Here is a 16,476-nt window from a genome sequence, read left to right on the forward strand (position 1 = left end):
CAAGCTGGTAGCCATGCCCTCCGAGATCACCGCCTCCTCCCCGTCGGGCCCGGCGTCCGAGAAGCAGACCATCCTCGTCGTCGACGACGAGCCCGCTGTCCGGGACGCGCTCCGTCGCAGCCTGAGCTTCGAGGGGTACGAGACGCAGCTGGCCGCCGACGGCGCCGAGGCCCTGGAGAAGGTGGCCGAGCACCGGCCCGACCTCGTCGTCCTCGACGTGCTGATGCCCCGTATGGACGGACTGACCGCCGCCCGGCGGCTGCGGGCCACCGGAGTGCGGGTGCCCATCCTGATGCTGACCGCGCGCGACACTGTCGGGGACCGCGTCACCGGGCTGGACGCGGGCGCCGACGACTACCTCGTCAAACCCTTCGAACTGGATGAACTCCTCGCCCGCGTCCGGGCGCTGCTGCGGCGCAGTTCGTACGCCCGCGCCCAGGCGCAGGCCGAGGCGGCTGAGGAGCCCGAGACGCTGTCGTTCGCCGATCTGCGGATGGATCTGCGGACGCGCGAGGTGACCCGGGGCGAGCGCCCGGTGGAGCTGACGCGCACCGAGTACACGCTGCTGGAGATGTTCCTCGCCCACCCGCGGCAGGTGCTCACCCGGGAGCAGATCCTCAAGGCCGTCTGGGGCTTCGACTTCGAGCCGTCGTCCAACTCGCTGGATGTCTATGTGATGTATCTGCGCCGCAAGACCGAGGCCGGCGGCGAACCGCGCCTGGTGCACACGGTGCGCGGCGTGGGCTATGTCCTGCGGGACGACACGTGAGCTCTCCGGGAAGTGCCGACTCTCCCGGCAGTGCCGACTCCCCCAGCGGCGCCGAGTCCCCCGACGGCGTCGGCGGCGTCGGCGATACCCGCAGTGCCGACGGCGCCCGCAGGGCCCGCAGTGCGCTGTTCCGGCTGCGTCGGCAGGGTGCCCGGGCCGTCTCCATGCCGCTGCGCGGGCGGCTCGCGCTGCTGGCCGCGGCGACGGTGGCGCTGGCGGTTGCCGCGTGCGCGGTGGCCTGCTGGTTCCTTGTACGCGCTCAGCTGCTCGGCTCGCTGGACGACTCGCTGCGGGACAACTCGGTCTCGCCCAGCACCGTCGTCGACCGGGTGCAGTCCGGGCAGTGCACCCCGCCCGACCAGCCGGCACCCAACCCCTTCGGCGCCACGGTGCAGGTGGTGGACACCTCCGGCGGCAGCTGCGTGATCGTCGGCAGAAAGCTGGATGTGACCGACTCCGACGTGCGGGTGGCCGGGCAGCGGCGCGGTGAGTCCCTGCACACGGCGCGCGCCTCCAACGGCACCGAGTACCGGGTGCGCACCACGCCGGTGCCCGGCACCGGGCTCGCGGTGTCGGTGGCCCGGCCGATGGCCGAGATCCAGGAGTCGCTGCGCAACCTCGCGCTGATCCTCACCCTGGTCGGCGGGGCCGGTGTGCTGGGGGCCGCGGGCGCCGGTGTCGCGCTGGCCCGCGCCGGGCTGCGGCCCGTGGACCGGCTCACCGAGGCCGTCGAGCACATTGCCCGCACCGAGGATCTGGCCGTACGCATCCCGACGGACGGACACGACGAGATCGCCCGGCTGTCCCGCTCCTTCAACGCCATGACCGAGGCGCTGGCCTCCTCGCGCGAGCTCCAGCAGCAGCTGATCGCCGATGCGGGCCACGAACTGCGCACCCCGCTGACCTCGCTCCGTACCAACATCGATCTGCTGGTGCGCAGCGAGGAGACCGGGCGGGCGCTGCCCGAGGAGGACCGCAGGGAGCTGCTGTCGTCGGTGCAGGCACAGATGGCCGAGCTGGCCGAGCTGATCGGCGACCTCCAGGAGCTGTCGCGCCCGCAGGCGATGCCGGAGGGCCCAGGCGACCCGGAAGAGCCGGGCGCTCCCTCCCGGACGGGCGTCGTCGGGCTGCACGAGATCGTCGAGCGCGCCGTGGAACGGGTGCGTCCGCGCGGGCCGCGGCTGACCCTGACGACGGACCTCGCCCCCTGGTACGTACGGGCCGAGTCCGCGGCGCTGGAGCGGTCGGTGGTCAATCTGCTGGACAACGCGATCAAGTTCAGCCCCGAGAACGGCACCGTGCACACCGTGCTGCGGGACGGCGAGCTGACGGTACGCGACCAGGGGCCGGGCGTTCCCGCCGACGAACTCCCGCACGTCTTCGACCGCTTCTGGCGCTCCCCCTCCGCGCGGAGCCTGCCCGGCTCGGGGCTCGGGCTGTCGATCGTCGCCCGTACTGTGCGGCAGAGCGGCGGCGAAGTCCGGCTCCAGCAGCCCGCGGACGGCGGCCCGGGGACCGAGGCGGTACTGCGGCTGCCTGGGGCGCCCACGCCACCGCCTGCCGAACCAGCCGGCTGACCGCTTTCGGAAGGCAGGCACCGGTCCGCTCGCCCGCGTTCGGCCGTAGGGTCGTTCCCATGAGTGACGTGGATGTTGTGGACGAGGTGTCCGCGGAGGGCGTACGAGAGGTCCAGGCGCTGATCGACGCCGCCGCGCGGGAGGACGGCCAGGCCGCCGTCTCCGAACAGGGCAGGCTCCAACTGCGCGGCGGCCCCCGCCCGGGCGTACGCCACCTGCTGCTGCGCGACGGCGACGGGGTTCTCGCCGGTTACGCGCAACTGGAGGACACCGACCCGGTGGAGGCCCCCGCCGGGGAGCTCGTCGTCGCACCCACGCGCCGCGGCAACGGCTTCGGCAGACGGCTCGGCCAGGTACTGCTGGAGCAGTCCGGCCGACGGCTGCGGGTCTGGGCGCACGGCGGCCACCCTGCCGCCCGGCATCTGGCGCAGAGCCTGGGCATGACCCTCTTCCGCGAGCTCCGCCAGCTGCGGCGCCCGCTGGCCGGCCTCGACCTGCCCGAACCGTCACTACCTGAGGGGGTGACGGTTCGCAGCTTCCGCCCCGAGGAGGACGACGCCGCGTGGCTGGCCGTCAACGCCGCCGCCTTCGCCCACCACCCCGAGCAGGGCAACCTCACCCAGCGCGATCTCGAGGACCGCAAGGCCGAGCCCTGGTTCGACCCGGTCGGCTTCTTCCTCGCCGAACGGGCGGGGCGGCTGATCGGCTTCCACTGGACGAAGGTGCACTCGGCCGAGGAACTGGGCGAGGTCTACGTCCTCGGCGTCAGCCCCGAAGCCCAGGGCCTCGGCCTCGGCAAGGCCCTCACCACCATCGGCCTTCGCTACCTCTCCCACGAACGCGGCCTCCCGACCGCCATGCTCTACGTAGACGCCGACAACACCGCCGCCGTCCGCGTCTACGAAAACCTCGGCTTCCGCACCCACGAGACGGACCTGATGTACCGCACGGAAACCTGAGACGCCCCTTCACCGCGGCGGATCGGGACACCGCTCACCGCCGCGCGGACACACCAGCGCACACCGCACCACCAACTGCCCCTGCACGTAGTAACCCGCGTACGCATCGGCACCCCGCTCGATACAACCCCGCAGATACCCCAGCTTCCCCTCGACGTCGCGGGGCGGCGCGGCGCGCACTTTCCGCTCCAGCCGGGCCACCACGGATAAGGAACTCGACGTTCTGGCCGTGCGTGGCCTGGGATCTCATCAATGACACGCAGGAAACCACTCCGAGCACCGCTTCAGGAGCGAGCGTCAGGCCAGGTCGTAGCGCACCCACACGTTGGGTTCGACGTATACCGCGTGCTGCTGGGACAACGAGCAGTACACCGGAGCCAAAGCTCGGGGAACCTCCGTCGGTCCCTCAGTTGTGAAGGGCAATCCCGTCCAGCGGCGCCACTGCGCCAGCGACCCCGAGATGGTCATCGCTGCGGGGGCGACTCCGATGATCTTTCCGCCCGCGCGCACGTGCGTACGTAGCCAGGAATCACAGGGGAGACCGTCGTCCCGGACACGAGCGGCGTATTCGCTCATCGGCACACTCGGCTCCTGAGCCTTGCCCTCAGGACGTACAGGCACCACGGCGGTCTTCAGGCCCTGTAAGCGGGCCAGTTCCTTCAGCTTCTCCAGCATCCGGCCCGCAAGACCCGCCCCCCGCCGCTCGGCAGACACTGTCACGCTGATGAAAGCGATGGTGTCCACAGCAGTACCCTCCCGCGCGTCTTCGGCGGCCCACTGGAGCACCTGATACCAGCCCCGATCGGGAAGTTCCTGCCGATCGGGCCCGGACGCGGAGAACGGAACCGCTGAGGCTCGTGCGACGACGCCCTCGGATTCGGTGGCTACGACACTGAAGGGCAAATGGAGTCCATCAGCAATAGCAGAGGGTTTGTCGTTCCCCTGAAGCATGAACTCCGGCCACTTGAATGGCTGTACCAAAGGAGCCTCGGCAAGCCAGGGCCGCTCCGCCAGAGTTGTTACCTTCATCGGATTCCACTCCCGACTGCGCTGAGCAGTTGGTCACCACAAGGGACGCCCAAACCAGAAGGTCAGCAGATGAGGATTGACCCACTCGTGAGTCTGCACCCTTAGGGGAAAGCTGGCAGCGCGGTTAGATGGGTCGTGCAAACGAACGGGCCGTCTGGTGATCTTCAGATTCGGGTGGCGTGGAGGTACCACATTTCAAGTTGCAGGTGGCCTTGGCTGTCTCGTTGCCAGCGGACGTTTCCGGCTTGATTATGGGCGGATCCACGCTGGGCGAGCAGCTTGCCGCTGACTGCATCAAGAGAGTCGGGGGTGAAGGTCGTGCTGAATTGGATTTGTGTAATGTGGTCGATATTCCAATGGGTGTCGAATGTGGTGAGCAATTCGTCTTGTGTGATGCCGGAGTTCAGGGGGTAGCTGTCGGGGAGATCATCGGCAAAGGTCAGAAGATGCAGATGCGCCCCAGGGGCACTGACGCGGTGGATGGCTGCGGCGTACGGGAGGCGGCCGTCATGAGGCAGAGAGTGATACAGGGCACTGCTGAGGACGGAGTCGTAGCCGGTTCCGACATCGTCGAGCTGGGTGGCGTCTGCGACTCGGAACTCGACGAGGTCGGCGCCACGGGCTGAAGCACGGTCCCCGGCCTGGGAGATGGCAGCGGGAGAGCAGTCAACGCCCATAACGTGGTGTCCCCTGAGGGCGAGGTAGGTGGCGTTGTCCCCAAGACCACAGCCAGTGTCGAGCACCCGGCCACGGAATGTGCCCGCTTCTTCTAGCGCAATGACATGTGGCTGCGCGGCGCCGATATCCCAGGGGGGTGTATCGAAGACGAATGGGCTGCCGGTTGCCGCGATTTCCTCTTTGCTTGCTGCGTAAAAGTCGATCTCCTCGGCCGAAGGTGAACCCTGGGTGGGGGTGTTCATGCCGACTCCCATTCTTGTTTGTTCTCTGCAATGACGGACCGTGGCTCTGTGTTTACTGCCCACGATGCGTCGATCCAGCCCGAGGTTCCCCCGAAGGTGTGAGCGGGCAACGGCTTTTCCGTCTCGCGTGCCAGAAATTCAGCCACGACGGTGGGGAAGATGCCCAAGTACCTGCATGTGTGCCCCCTCAGCCACCCACCGATATCAGCCAAGCTTGTTGTCTTTGATTCTTGACCCGCTGACGCCTCCGCACAGCCCCAGCCGAATACCTGAAGATCCTGAGGATGGCGTGACCGGCCCGTAGACCGCGACGAGATCCGAGCGCCGCGCCACGGACCTGGCGTATCCAGAAGTCGCGGGCTCGGCGGCTACGTTCGCCCGGTTCACGGGAGGGTCTCAAGACGCTCCATGTGTGCTTCGCCCCACTGACCGAGTGGTACGAGCGCGGCGATGAGCGAGTGGCCGAACTCGGTCAGTGAGTACACCACCTTCGGCGGGACCTGGTGATGGACCTCGCGGTGCACCAGGCCGCTGGCCTCCAGTTCCCGCAGTTGCAGGATCAGCATCCGCTCACCGATACCGGTCACAGTCCGAAGCTCAAGGGGCGGGCTCTTGTGACGCTCAACAGCGGTTCACCAGCCGGGGCCCGTCAGATGGCCGCATGGGCACGGGCATGGCGCACGCTACCTCGATGGAGCGATCAAGAATGTGCCGTCCGCCCTGGGTGCCGAGGACACCCTCCTGTACTACGGCGGCGACAACAGCATCTTCGACGAGTTCGCATCGACGCTGCGGGCGCTGGGTGGCGACACCGTTTACCTCGGCACCGACGCGGATCTCGCCGCCCTGTACGAGATGGCGGTGGGCGGCACCCTGCTACCCGCGTCTCTGTAGCGCTGACGGCTTGGGCAGGTGTGTCCGGGTCGTCCGGGTTCCACTGGGGACGTAGATCGCGGCCTGCTGCTCGGTGGTCAGCAGCAGGCCGCGCTCATGGGCGTCGATCATCCGATTCAGTCCGGCGCTGAGTTGCTGGAAGCGGTCGATACGTTCAGCAACCTGGGTGCGCTGCGCGCGCAATTGCACCGGATACGTCGAGCGCTCACCGACGGTCAGGCCATCGTCCTCAGCGGCATCATGCAAGCTCCTCATTGTCGCCGCGACCGGCGCCCGATGGGGTGATCCCGGCGGCTTCAAGGTTCCGCGCCTCCTGACTGGCCGGGTCAAAGGGCTTCGCCGCAGTGAAAACGATCCGTGCGTTCTCGGGAGTGATCACCGTCATATCGCGGGTGTTCCATGGAGTATCCCGTGGACCATCGACCGAGTTCGGGCGCAACGCACGACAGGTCTCGACAAGGGAATCGACCTGGTTGAGCACGCACGCGAAACTGAAGCTCATCGCTGGTGTCTGCTCCGGAACACTCGTCGCCGGGACGAGGAGTACGTCCTGGAACGCCCACCGGCGCAGATGCACAAGCCTGCCCGGGATGCTGAACAGCTCGAAGAACCCGAGCCCATGAATCCAGAAGTCCACCGACGCTGCCAAATCGCTCGTGGGGATCGTCACGAACGCGGGCATTCCATAGATGCCACGGAATGGCTCCGGCGGAACCGCATCCGGACCGGGCACGGGCACAGGACTCATCTCAAACGCGTTGTAGTAGTTGCTCATGCACCCCACACTCCATCCTCACGCAACGTGAGGGGCAAGCCGCGTCCGTGAATCTCGCCTTGCCCCAACGATGCGACCAACATTGTGGCCGGGCACAACTACTGACCTTGAATGCGTGGTGTCGTCATGGTGGATCGCGTTGGAGGCCCGTGCCGGTGAGGCAGCCGTCGAGGACGTCGGGACGGTACTGGAGAGTGTGTAGGGCGGGAGTTGGACGACCATGAGCCGGTCACGGTCAGCGGTATACCGACGCATCCCTGCCGTGAGGTGGGTGTTGGGGTTGTCCCGGACCAGCACGATGGGGCCGCCGAGCTGGTCGTGGGCGGTCTGGATCAGACCGCGGTGGTCCTTCCCGGGAGAAGCTCTTGCGCGCGTCGGCACGTTTGCCGGGGCAGGGCCGGCAGATCAGCCGGGATCGTTCGCGGGGCTTGTAGCAGACCAGCGCGGCGACGGATAAGCGGCGGCGGGTCCGGCCTCGAACACGGACGAGGGGGGGTGTGGCCGCGGCGGGACCAGGCGCCGAGCGCCGCCACGGTCCTTCCACGTGCGGCCAGGTCTCCTTCACCCAGCCGGCCACCGCCGCCTCGTCCCGCTCGATGGCACGTCGGGCGGGAACCTGGCAGGTCCAGCCATGCCGTCCGAGCAGCGCGGCGCATCAGCAACCTCTCGCGGAAGGCCCGCCGTTCGTCGGTCAGCCGCCCCCTTGCGCATACCTCATGCACTCGGCATACCGCAGGGATCACGGGCCGTCAGCCCTACCGACACCCGCTTTGAAGGTCAGCAGCCGACCGGCGCCAGGGCGGCGTCGTACTGCTCGATGGCCCACGGCAGCACCTGCTCGATGGCCCACGGCAGCACCTGGCAGAACAGCAGGAACAGGGGCTGTAGTCGTGCAGGTCCCACTCCTCGACGGGGAAACGGAAGTCTTTGTGCAGGCCCTCATGCTGGCCTCGAACCGGCCGAGCGCGGCCGGCCCGGCGGTCGACCTGGCGGGCACTGGGCAACGGCAGCTACCGGCACACCAGGGTTGCGGCCTTCGGCCGCTCCTCGTTCGTCCTCGGGAGCATGCTCGGCTCCGCGATGGGGAACGCCTCCCGCTGCCGCACAACCAATGGGATAAGGCGTTTGAGCCTGTCCAACAGCTCATTACAGGGCTCGGGGACGGCTCGCGACCTAACTAGCCGGGCACGTTCATGCGCTGTGTGCCGACCACGGACAGCAGCCGCTGTACCTGTGCCGACGGCGAGCCGGGGGCGGCCGTCGCCGCAGTTCGGCCCGGAGGAGTACAAGCTCGGCACGCGGTTGAGTACGGCATCAACTGCCTCAAAGGGCACCGCGCTGTGGTCACGAGGTACGACTGTGAGGATGTTCGGGCGCCGCCTCGGGCGGGGGTCTGGCCCGAGGTGCGACTGGCCCCGGTGTCCTGCCGACCGCCGTTCGGGGTGGTGCGCGCTGTCGCTGGACCGGTGGGCGTGTCCCGAGGTCCGTACCCGTGTCCCCACTTGCCTCGCGGGAAAGTGCACGCTACTTTCTCCGCAGGAAAGTATTTGCCCAAAGGGGAAAGCTATGAGTACGCCCAGCCCCGTCGAGGCCCGGGAAGCCCTGGCCCGGGTCCGTCAGGTCCGCCGCAACACCGTCGACTCGCTTCGCATGCCCTGGTGGCTGTGGGCCGCGGTCGGTGCCGTCCTGGCGGTGTTTTACGCCGCCCACGACTTCGGCCCCACCGGACAGATGGCCGCCTACCTCGGGTACGGCGCCCTGAGCGCCGCCTGGTACGCCGCCTGGCGCCTGAGCCCCCGCGTCGCCGCCGCCTCCGGTGTCCTGCACCCCAGCGCCGTACCCTGGTACGCCTGGCTGCCCATACTGCTGATGGTCCTGGTCTTCGTAGCTGTCCTGTCCATCGCCGGCCCGGCCGTGCACCACATATTGACCGGCTCCAACATGCCGGCCTGGATCCGCGACCATCCCCATACCACCGTCGCCCTCCCGTACGCCGTCCTGAGCGTTGCCGGGGGCCTGCTGAGCAACGTGGTGATGCGCCGGATGGCCTGTCGCGCTGCGGCCCGGTGAGCGGGACCGGCCAGGCCGGGGATGCAGGGTCCGACGCCGTCGGCGGCCTGGAGCAACTCCTGCTGGATCCGACCCGGTTGACCATCCTGTCGCTGGTGTCCGCCACCAATTGGTGCGATTTCGCCTTCGTCCGCGACCACGCGCACCTGAGAGACTCGGCGCTGTCCAAGCAGCTCACCACGCTCCGCAACGCCGAGCTCGTCGAGATCCGCAAGGGCTACGTCGGCAAGCGGCCCCGCACCTGGGTGCGGGCCACCGCCGTCGGCCGGGAACGGCTGCGCACACATCTGGCCGCGCTCAAGCAGATCGCCGACCGCGCCGAGCAGGCCGCCGCAGCCCGCTCCGACGCCGACGCCGAGGCCGATGCGGGCGCCGGTACTCAGCAGCCGCACACCGGTTGAATCAATCCGGCCGGCGCCGCCATCTTCGCGGCGTCGGCCTTCTGCTGCGGTACCAGGGCCTGCCTCAAGCCGCGATCAAGATGCTGGACGCCTCTTCCCGTGATCGTTTGGTGGCTGGCAGAAGCCTGGTATGCGCGTACGGAACTCACGGACGGTGAGTGGGAGTTGATCGGGCCGTTCCTGCCGATAGGCGGGTCCGGCCGTATCCGGAGGATCTGCGGGAGCAGTTCGACGGCGTGATCTGGAAGTTCCGGGGCGAGGAGGAGGCACCCGATCCGGACCGGGAGGAACGGCGGCGACTTTGCCCGGTGTGTGGTGCTGGATGACGTACAGAACCTGAATCTGTTGGCTCAACTTCCGTGCTGTGCTTCCCCAGTCGTTGGGGAGTTCGGTGCCGGCCAGGGCTGACACAGCGCGGGGCGCGGACTTCTACCGGGCGGCCGCAGCCGCAGCGGCCGCCTGTTCCGGTGGCTATCCACCATCAGGTATCGGCCCACAGATATGGGCGCGGCGGGGTGTGAACGTCAAAATGCAGCGTCCGCTGGGCGAGGACGGAATGCGGTACGGCGTCCGGGCCGACCAGGCCGAGCCGTTCGAACAGCGGGAACCGTGCGGCCCGCGCTTCGAACAGCCGTGGCGCCATCGGTGGATGCCAGATGCTGTACTCGCCAACGCGACCGTCCGGGCGCCGGTACCAGCCTGATGTCGGGTGGGTGAGGAACTCCTGCCACTCCTCCTGGCTGGCGAAACCGTCAAGGCGATCGGGAGCCGGGCCGCTCTCGACCGCGTCGCAGACGCTCGTGCCGGTCCCGTCGGTGGCGTTCAGTCGCCATCTCCCCGCGCTGTCACTCCAGTCAGCGTCGATCTCTATCCGGCTACGTTGCCACGGCATACCCCACATCAGCCTCGGCAGCACCACCATGGGGTGGTCGAGGCGTGTGGCGAAGAACCAGACACCAGCCCGGCCGTGCGCGTTCACGTATGCGCGGTAGTTGATCTGGCCGCAGGAGATCGCCACCGGCGGACAAAAGCGGAAGCGGAAGTCTCGATCGGCAAACGCGACTGCGGAAACGAGTGCACCGGTGGTGCCGTCGTCAAAGGTGACCTCGCGAGGGGAGAAGCCCGCCGGCAGGCGAGCGGCGAGGGCCTCGGGCACGACGCGGTAGGTGATCATTGCAAAGTCGTCCAACTCGGTCTCTGCATGATGCCACCGCACAGGCGGCCGAGACGTACCTGCGAAAGTCATCCGGACAGACAATACCGACCCATGCCTGTCGAGGACGACGGCCCCCTCCGCCCCGCATGGACATGGCCCACCACCACACGGCGACATCATCGTGCCGCCTCGTCCTCACTCAGGGATGCACACCACCGACAGCAGCTGAACCCTCGGCGGCGCCCCTTCGACTACAAGGACGGCCGCGGCCAGGCGTGCCACGTCAAGCGCGGCTGCGGCTGCATCCTGTTCGTGCCCGAGGACCGGTCCAGGTCGGATGCGTGCAGGGGGCCGTAGCGGTCGGCGCTCATCTCGTGCACGCGCTTGGTGAGGATCTCCGCGTCCTGGTCATCGAGGACGCCGGCGCGACGGCCGAGGCCGCGGGTCGTCGCGCAGGGCGCGGTCCCGCAGGCCGGGGACGCGGGGTCCTTGTCCTGTGCGGGGTGTTCAGCGCGCCGCGGGGGGCTCGTCGGCGTCCGCCGGCGTACGGGGGTGGGGTGCGGCCGTGGCGAGGTTGAGTCGGGTGGCCTGACGAAGGGCTCCACCACCAGGGCACAGAGCGTCAGCAGGCGCCACCGCTACTTTGCACCGTGGGCGGCCAGGGATAGGAGTTCAGGGCCCTCTGGGAAAGAGGCCGACCAAGATTTTCTCCCAGATTCCTCCCGAACGATCACCGGAAACGAGTCAGGGGCCCGATCCACAATGTGGATCGGGCCCCTGATCTGGTGTTCCCTCTGTCGGGGTGGCGGGATTTGAACCCACGACCTCTTCGTCCCGAACGAAGCGCGCTGCCAAGCTGCGCTACACCCCGAAGCAACGACGACTACTTTAGCCCAGGGGAGCGCTGAGGCGAAATCGGGTTTTGAGGGGGCCCGCCGGGGGTCAGGCCCGGCGGGGGGTGAGGGTGAGGAGGGTGGCTTCGGGGGGGCAGGCGAAGCGGACGGGGGTGTAGCGGTTGGTGCCGCAGCCCGCGCTGACGTGCAGATACGACTCGTAGCCGCCCGCGCGGTGGGTGGAGAGGCCCTTGACGCGGTCGGTGTCGATGTCGCAGTTGGTGACGAGGGCGCCGTAGAAGGGGACGCAGAGCTGGCCGCCGTGGGTGTGACCGGCCAGGATCAGCGGGTAGCGGTCGGCGGCGAACGCATCGAGTACGCGCAGATACGGAGCGTGTACGACGGCCAGCGAGAGGTCCGCGTCCGCTTCGGGGCCGCCGGCGACCTCTCCGTAACGGTCGCGCTTGATGTGCGGGTCGTCCAGCCCGGTCAGCGCGATCTCCTGGCCGCCGTCCAGCTTGAGGCGGCCCCTGGTGTTGGAGAGGCCGACCCAGCCGGCGGTGTCGAAGGCGTCCCGCAACTCCTCCCACGGGTTGTGGACGGCGCCGACGGCGGGCGCGTTGCCGTTGAGGCCGTGTCGGCCGGTGGCCTTCTCCACCAGGTACTTGGCGGGGTTGCGCAGCTTGGGCCCGTAGTAGTCGTTGGAGCCGAAGACATAGGCGCCCGGGTACTCCAGCAACGGGCCCAGAGCGTCGAGGACTTCGGGTACGCCCTCCGGGTCGGAGAGGTTGTCCCCGGTGTTGATCACGAAGTCGGGCCGTAGTCCTGCCAGCTCCCGCAGCCACCGCTGCTTCTTCCGCTGGCCGCGGACCATGTGGATGTCGGAGACCTGTAGAACGCGCAGCGGGTGCATGCCGGGGGGCAGTACGGGCACGGAGACCCGTCGCAGGCGGAATGAACGGACTTCGACACCCGCCGCGTACCCGACGCAGGCCGCGCCGAGCGCCGTGATGCCGACGGCTGTCTTCAGGGGGATCCGGTATCGCGCGCGCATGGCCCCATGGTCGCAGACCCCGGAGGCCGCCCGCAGGGCCTGTGGAAGAGCAGCCCCGCCCCGATGCCTCCGCCCGAAGAGCCGCCCCGCCCGATGCCCCGCCCGATGCCTCCGCCCCGAAGAGCAGCCCCGCCCGATGCCTCCGCCCCGAAGAGCAGCCCCGCCCCGATGCCCCGCCCCCGAAGAGCCGCCCCGCCCCGATGCCCCGCCCCGATTTCCGCCCCATGCCTACGAGCCACCCCGCCTCGATATCTTCGGCACGCCCCGGCACGGTCCTGGCACACTGGCCCCATGACCATGCTCAAGTCCCGGCTGCAGGACGACCTGACCGCAGCGATCAAGGAGCGCGACGAGCTCCGTTCCGCCACTCTCCGGATGACCCTTGCCGCGATCACGAAGGAGGAGGTCGCGGGCACCAGCGCGCGCGAGCTCTCCGACGACGAGGTGCAGAAGGTGATCGCCCGCGAGGCGAAGAAGCGGCGCGAGGCGGCAGAGGCGTTCGCGGGCGGGGGCCGTGCCGAGCAGGCGGAGCGGGAGCGGGCGGAGGGCGAGGTGCTCGCGGACTATCTGCCCAAGCAGCTCACGGACGAGGAGCTGGACGCGCTGGTCGGCGAGGCCGTCGAGGAGGCCCGGGCGGCCGGTGCCGAGGGGCCGAGGGCGATGGGTGCCGTCATGAAGATCGTCAACCCGAAGGTCGCGGGCCGGGCGGAGGGTGGCCGGGTCGCGGCAGCGGTCAAGAAGCGCTTGGCGGGCTAACCAGCCACCGGCTGTACCAGACGTGTAAGGGGCGCCCTCCCAGGGAGGGCGCCCCTTACATCTGGGCCGACCGGGCTCGCGTGGGCCGACCGGGCTCGCGGCCGACCCGGCCCGCCGCGGGTTACGGCCAGCCACCACCACCGTCCGTATCCCAGCCGCCGGCACCATTGCCGCCGCCCCCGTTGCCGTTGCCGCCGGGCCAGCCGCCGCCCCCGATGCCGCCACCGTCACCGGTGCCGCCCATGGCGTCGCCGCCACCGATGACGTCCGGCGGTACGGAGGGGTCAGGCCACGGGTCGGTGGGCCGGTCGTCCCCGGCGTCGTCGTCCGGCTTCGGTGGGGAGGGCGGCTTGGGCGCGCGGGGCTTCTTGCCACCGTCCCGGATCGGTACGTGGCGGAAGTCCGGCGCTGCCTCACCGGCCAGCGCGCCTGCCATCGCGTCCCGCCAGATCGGGCCCGGCACCTCACCACCGAAGACCTTGTCGTACGGGACGCCGCCGATGGAGATGTTGACCATCCGCGTACGGTGCGCCGGGTCGCCGACCCAGACGGCGCCGGACATGTTCGGGGTGTAGCCGACGAACCAGGCCGCGTACCGCTGGTCGGTGGTACCCGTCTTGCCCGCACTGTCGCGGCCGCTCAGGCCCGCCTTCTTGCCGGTGCCGTCCTCGACCACGCCGCGCAGCAGCGAGTTGACCGTATCGGCGGTCTTGGTCTTCATCGCGCGCTCGCACTTGGTCTTGGGCACGCTCAGCTTCTTGCCCTGCGCGTCGGTGATCGACTCGATGGCGACGGGGGTGCAGTGCACGCCGCGGTTGGCGAAGGTGGCGTATCCCTCGGCCATGGTCAGCGGCGACATCTCCTGGGTGCCGAGCGAGATGGACGGCACCTGGTCGATCTTCTTGCCGTCGGCACGCTCGATGCCCATCTTCTTCGCCATGTTCGTCACCGGGCAGATGCCGGTTTCCCCTATCAGCGAGACGAAGTAGGTGTTGACCGACTTCGCGGTCGCCTCCTTCATCCGATAGGGGCCGACTTCAGTGCTGTTCTCGTTCTCGACCGGTGCCTTGCCGCGCCACTTGCCCTTGCAGGTGTTGACCGGCGAGGGGTACTGCATGCGGTACGGCGAGGGGTAGGACTTGTAGGGGCTCATCCCCTTGTCCAGCGCGGCCGCTGCGATCACGGGCTTGAACGTCGACCCCGGCTGGTATCCGGCGCCGCCGCCCGCGGACTTGTCCACCGAGAGATTTATCTGCGTCTCGTTCTTCCCGAAGCCGTACGGGCGCGACTGCCCCATGCCCAGGATCTTTCCGGTGCCCGGCTGCACTATCGTGGCGGCGGTCGCGACCTTGTCCGACTTGTTCACATGGGACTCGATCGACTTCTTCACCGACCGCTGCGCCTTCGGATCCAGCGTGGTCCTGACGGTGAGCCCGCCCCGGTTCCACCGCTTGGCGCGCTCCTTGCGGGTCTTGCCGAACGCCTCGTCGTTCAGGAAGACCTCGCGTACGTAGTCGCAGAAGAAGCCCGCACCGTTGGTTGCGGTGATGCAGCCGTTCTTGGGCTCGCTGACGTCCAGCCCGAGGGGCTTTTCCTTGGCGGCCTCGGCCTGCTTGCGGGTGATGTCGCGGTGCGTCGCCATCTTGTTGAGCACGGTGTTGCGCCGCTTGGTGGCCTCGTCCTTGTGGATGACCGGGTCGTACCGGCTCGGGGACTGGACGATGCCCGCCAGCAGCGCCGCCTGCTCCAGGTTCAGCTCCTTGGCCGACTTGGAGAAGTAGCGCTGCGACGCCGCCTCCACGCCGTACGCCTGCTGGCCGAAGAAGGTGATGTTGAGGTAGTTCTCCAGGATCTTCTTCTTGCCCAGCTCCTCCTCGACCTGGATCGCGTACTTCAGCTCCTTGATCTTGCGGCCGATCGTCTGCTGGGTGGCCTGGGCGACCTTGTCCGGGTCGTTGCCGGCCTCCTCCACGAAGACGTTCTTGACGTACTGCTGGGTGAGCGTCGAGGCGCCCTGGGAGACCTGGCCCGACTGCGCGTTCCGGTTCAGCGCCCGCAGTACGCCCTTGAGGTCGACGGCACCGTGCTTGTAGAAGCGCGCGTCCTCGATGGCGACGATCGCCTTGCGCATGTACGGGGAGATGTCCTTGAGGTCTACCACCGTGCGGTCACGGGAGTAGACCTTGGCGATCTCGCCGCCCTCGTTGTCCAGAATCGTCGTGCGCTGGCTGAGCGGCGGGCGCTTGAGATTGACCGGCAGCTCGTCGAAGCCCTCCACGGTGCCCTTCGTCGCCAGGCCGAGCGTCCCGACAGCGGGCAGCGCGAGTCCGGCCATCACCGTGCCCGCCAGCACACTGACGCCGACGAACTTGGCGATCTGCTGGGGCTTGCCGACTCCGCTGCCCGCGCGCTTCTTAGCCATGGGGAAGAGCCTACGACGCGTCGGTGTCAGAGCCTACGATGCGTCGATGTGACCGCACCGGCGGGGAAGCATGGCAAACGCCGGACAGCGTCGCGCCGGTCACTTAGGCTGAGACTGTTGTCACTCTGACACCTCCCTTCACCTCCCCTTACCTCCCTTCCTTCGCCCTTCACCCCTCATACGTCGCCCCCTCTCTCCCTCGCGCCGCCGCACGCCGCATGCTCCGCCGCACGTCGTCGCCCTACGTCGGAGGCGACCGCCCCGTTGCCCACCCCCGGATTCTGCGCAGCGCTTCCGGCTCACTCCGTTGGGTGATGTGCTGGGCACGCATAGTCCGTTCGGGCCATTCAAGATTGGGCCCGAAGGGGGTGTTGCGTGCTGTGCGCTCTTCCGTAACGTCCTCAACTGGCAACGGTGAATATGCCGTTCGCCGCCGTGGGGGAGCCTCGATTCGGGAGAGGACGGCACCGGCAATGAGCTGGGTAACAGACTGGAGCGCGCAGGCTGCCTGCCGCTCTACGGATCCGGACGAACTGTTCGTGCAGGGCGCCGCGCAGAATCGCGCGAAGGCCGTGTGCACAGGCTGCCCGGTCCGTACGGAATGTCTCGCCGACGCTCTGGACAACCGCGTGGAGTTCGGAGTCTGGGGAGGAATGACCGAGCGTGAGCGGAGAGCCTTGCTGCGCCGCCGCCCGACGGTCACCTCCTGGCGCCGCCTGCTGGAGACGGCGCGTTCGGAGTACGAGCGCAGCACCGGCGTGGTGCTGCCGGTCGACGTGGACCTGGAGACGGACGAGCACGAGCGGTACGCCGCGGTGGGCTGACCACCCGGCGGAACGGTACTGCGGCACGGAGACACCG

General features: G+C 68.6%; 15 protein-coding genes, 1 tRNA gene and 3 pseudogenes. 8 read left to right on the forward strand and 11 right to left on the reverse strand.

From position 1 onward, the window contains the following. The first annotated feature begins 13 nt into the window (after positions 1–13). From ACTWP9_RS13325 to mshD, 3 genes are all read left to right on the forward strand, one after another. A complete protein-coding gene (locus tag ACTWP9_RS13325; protein WP_443246308.1) occupies positions 14–769 on the forward strand; it encodes a response regulator transcription factor in 756 nt (251 codons plus the stop codon). 164 nt (positions 770–933) lie between these two features. Then, on the forward strand, positions 934–2,346 hold the full coding sequence (locus tag ACTWP9_RS13330; RefSeq protein ID WP_443246460.1) for a HAMP domain-containing sensor histidine kinase: 1,413 nt from the start codon (positions 934–936) through the stop codon (positions 2,344–2,346). Between the two features lie 59 nt (positions 2,347–2,405). Continuing rightward, on the forward strand, positions 2,406–3,305 hold the full coding sequence (gene mshD / locus ACTWP9_RS13335) for a mycothiol synthase (RefSeq protein WP_443246309.1): 900 nt from the start codon (positions 2,406–2,408) through the stop codon (positions 3,303–3,305). Between the two features lie 297 nt (positions 3,306–3,602). Here the strand turns inward: mshD and ACTWP9_RS13340 are convergent, their stop codons facing one another. The 3 genes and pseudogenes from ACTWP9_RS13340 to ACTWP9_RS13350 form a co-directional block, all read right to left on the reverse strand. Beyond that, the gene (locus tag ACTWP9_RS13340; RefSeq protein WP_443246310.1) at positions 3,603–4,334 is read right to left on the reverse strand and encodes an N-acetyltransferase; all 732 of its coding nucleotides are present in this window, start codon (positions 4,332–4,334) and stop codon (positions 3,603–3,605) included. A 164-nt stretch (positions 4,335–4,498) separates the two neighbouring features. Continuing rightward, the gene (locus tag ACTWP9_RS13345; RefSeq protein WP_443246311.1) at positions 4,499–5,254 is read right to left on the reverse strand and encodes a class I SAM-dependent methyltransferase; all 756 of its coding nucleotides are present in this window, start codon (positions 5,252–5,254) and stop codon (positions 4,499–4,501) included. Between the two features lie 383 nt (positions 5,255–5,637). Continuing rightward, positions 5,638–5,847, reverse strand: a pseudogene (locus ACTWP9_RS13350) (winged helix-turn-helix transcriptional regulator); the annotation flags it as partial. Positions 5,848–5,850: 3 nt separating this feature from the next. Between ACTWP9_RS13350 and ACTWP9_RS13355 the strand changes: the two are divergent. Further along, a pseudogene (locus ACTWP9_RS13355) lies at positions 5,851–6,139 on the forward strand (NAD(P)-dependent oxidoreductase); the annotation flags it as partial. A 34-nt stretch (positions 6,140–6,173) separates the two neighbouring features. Here the strand turns inward: ACTWP9_RS13355 and ACTWP9_RS13360 are convergent. The 4 genes and pseudogenes from ACTWP9_RS13360 to ACTWP9_RS13375 all read right to left on the reverse strand — a co-directional run. Further along, positions 6,174–6,340 (reverse strand): annotated as a pseudogene (locus ACTWP9_RS13360) (MerR family transcriptional regulator); the annotation flags it as partial. 46 nt (positions 6,341–6,386) lie between these two features. Next, positions 6,387–6,923, reverse strand: a complete 537-nt coding sequence (locus ACTWP9_RS13365; RefSeq protein WP_443246312.1) for a VOC family protein — start codon at positions 6,921–6,923, stop codon at positions 6,387–6,389. A gap of 235 nt (positions 6,924–7,158) precedes the next feature. Continuing rightward, positions 7,159–7,569 carry a winged helix-turn-helix domain-containing protein gene (locus tag ACTWP9_RS13370; protein ID WP_443246461.1) on the reverse strand — a complete coding sequence of 137 codons (411 nt, stop codon included), beginning with the start codon at positions 7,567–7,569 and terminating at the stop codon, positions 7,159–7,161. Between the two features lie 131 nt (positions 7,570–7,700). Further along, a complete protein-coding gene (locus tag ACTWP9_RS13375; protein ID WP_443246313.1) occupies positions 7,701–7,826 on the reverse strand; it encodes a hypothetical protein in 126 nt (41 codons plus the stop codon). A 663-nt stretch (positions 7,827–8,489) separates the two neighbouring features. Here ACTWP9_RS13375 and ACTWP9_RS13380 point away from each other — a divergent pair. Beyond that, positions 8,490–8,993 (forward strand): hypothetical protein, encoded by a 504-nt coding sequence (locus ACTWP9_RS13380; protein ID WP_443246314.1) that lies wholly within the window; start codon positions 8,490–8,492, stop codon positions 8,991–8,993. Next, positions 8,990–9,394, forward strand: a complete 405-nt coding sequence (locus ACTWP9_RS13385) for a transcriptional regulator (protein WP_443246315.1) — start codon at positions 8,990–8,992, stop codon at positions 9,392–9,394. Before ACTWP9_RS13380 ends, ACTWP9_RS13385 begins: the two co-directional genes overlap by 4 nt. A gap of 481 nt (positions 9,395–9,875) precedes the next feature. Here ACTWP9_RS13385 and ACTWP9_RS13390 read toward each other — a convergent pair whose 3' ends face one another. The 3 genes from ACTWP9_RS13390 to ACTWP9_RS13400 all read right to left on the reverse strand — a co-directional run bounded on the left by ACTWP9_RS13390 (position 9,876) and on the right by ACTWP9_RS13400 (position 12,437). Then, positions 9,876–10,730 (reverse strand): DUF2071 domain-containing protein, encoded by an 855-nt coding sequence (locus ACTWP9_RS13390; RefSeq protein WP_443246316.1) that lies wholly within the window; start codon positions 10,728–10,730, stop codon positions 9,876–9,878. Positions 10,731–11,347: 617 nt separating this feature from the next. Then, positions 11,348–11,421: transfer RNA gene (locus ACTWP9_RS13395), tRNA-Pro, on the reverse strand. A 71-nt stretch (positions 11,422–11,492) separates the two neighbouring features. Next, positions 11,493–12,437, reverse strand: coding sequence for a metallophosphoesterase (locus ACTWP9_RS13400; protein ID WP_443246317.1), 945 nt, complete (start codon positions 12,435–12,437; stop codon positions 11,493–11,495). Between the two features lie 291 nt (positions 12,438–12,728). Here ACTWP9_RS13400 and ACTWP9_RS13405 point away from each other — a divergent pair, with 291 nt between their 5' ends. Next, positions 12,729–13,193 carry a GatB/YqeY domain-containing protein gene (locus ACTWP9_RS13405; protein ID WP_443246318.1) on the forward strand — a complete coding sequence of 155 codons (465 nt, stop codon included), beginning with the start codon at positions 12,729–12,731 and terminating at the stop codon, positions 13,191–13,193. 121 nt (positions 13,194–13,314) lie between these two features. Here ACTWP9_RS13405 and ACTWP9_RS13410 read toward each other — a convergent pair whose 3' ends face one another. Beyond that, on the reverse strand, positions 13,315–15,615 hold the full coding sequence (locus ACTWP9_RS13410) for a transglycosylase domain-containing protein (protein WP_443246319.1): 2,301 nt from the start codon (positions 15,613–15,615) through the stop codon (positions 13,315–13,317). A 473-nt stretch (positions 15,616–16,088) separates the two neighbouring features. On the opposite strand from ACTWP9_RS13410, the gene ACTWP9_RS13415 reads away from it, so the two are divergent. Next, on the forward strand, positions 16,089–16,439 hold the full coding sequence (locus tag ACTWP9_RS13415; RefSeq protein WP_443246320.1) for a WhiB family transcriptional regulator: 351 nt from the start codon (positions 16,089–16,091) through the stop codon (positions 16,437–16,439). Positions 16,440–16,476 lie beyond the last annotated feature (37 nt).

It is taken from the genome of Streptomyces sp. 3N207, assembly GCF_052246355.1.
In the GTDB taxonomy this organism is placed as follows: Bacteria; Actinomycetota; Actinomycetes; order Streptomycetales; family Streptomycetaceae; genus Streptomyces.

Bases quoted from the DNA above. Each gene is read 5' to 3' on its own strand.
- ACTWP9_RS13345 (WP_443246311.1), bottom strand. From the start codon at position 5,254: ATGAACACCCCCACCCAGGGTTCACCTTCGGCCGAGGAGATCGACTTT.
- ACTWP9_RS13390 (WP_443246316.1), bottom strand. From the start codon at position 10,730: ATGATGTCGCCGTGTGGTGGTGGGCCATGTCCATGCGGGGCGGAGGGG.
- ACTWP9_RS13325 (WP_443246308.1), top strand. From the start codon at position 14: ATGCCCTCCGAGATCACCGCCTCCTCCCCGTCGGGCCCGGCGTCCGAG.
- ACTWP9_RS13410 (WP_443246319.1), bottom strand. From the start codon at position 15,615: ATGGCTAAGAAGCGCGCGGGCAGCGGAGTCGGCAAGCCCCAGCAGATC.
- ACTWP9_RS13415 (WP_443246320.1), top strand. From the start codon at position 16,089: ATGAGCTGGGTAACAGACTGGAGCGCGCAGGCTGCCTGCCGCTCTACG.
- ACTWP9_RS13365 (WP_443246312.1), bottom strand. From the start codon at position 6,923: ATGAGCAACTACTACAACGCGTTTGAGATGAGTCCTGTGCCCGTGCCC.
- ACTWP9_RS13405 (WP_443246318.1), top strand. From the start codon at position 12,729: ATGACCATGCTCAAGTCCCGGCTGCAGGACGACCTGACCGCAGCGATC.
- ACTWP9_RS13330 (WP_443246460.1), top strand. From the start codon at position 934: ATGCCGCTGCGCGGGCGGCTCGCGCTGCTGGCCGCGGCGACGGTGGCG.
- ACTWP9_RS13340 (WP_443246310.1), bottom strand. From the start codon at position 4,334: ATGAAGGTAACAACTCTGGCGGAGCGGCCCTGGCTTGCCGAGGCTCCT.
- ACTWP9_RS13380 (WP_443246314.1), top strand. From the start codon at position 8,490: ATGAGTACGCCCAGCCCCGTCGAGGCCCGGGAAGCCCTGGCCCGGGTC.
- ACTWP9_RS13400 (WP_443246317.1), bottom strand. From the start codon at position 12,437: ATGCGCGCGCGATACCGGATCCCCCTGAAGACAGCCGTCGGCATCACG.
- mshD (WP_443246309.1), top strand. From the start codon at position 2,406: ATGAGTGACGTGGATGTTGTGGACGAGGTGTCCGCGGAGGGCGTACGA.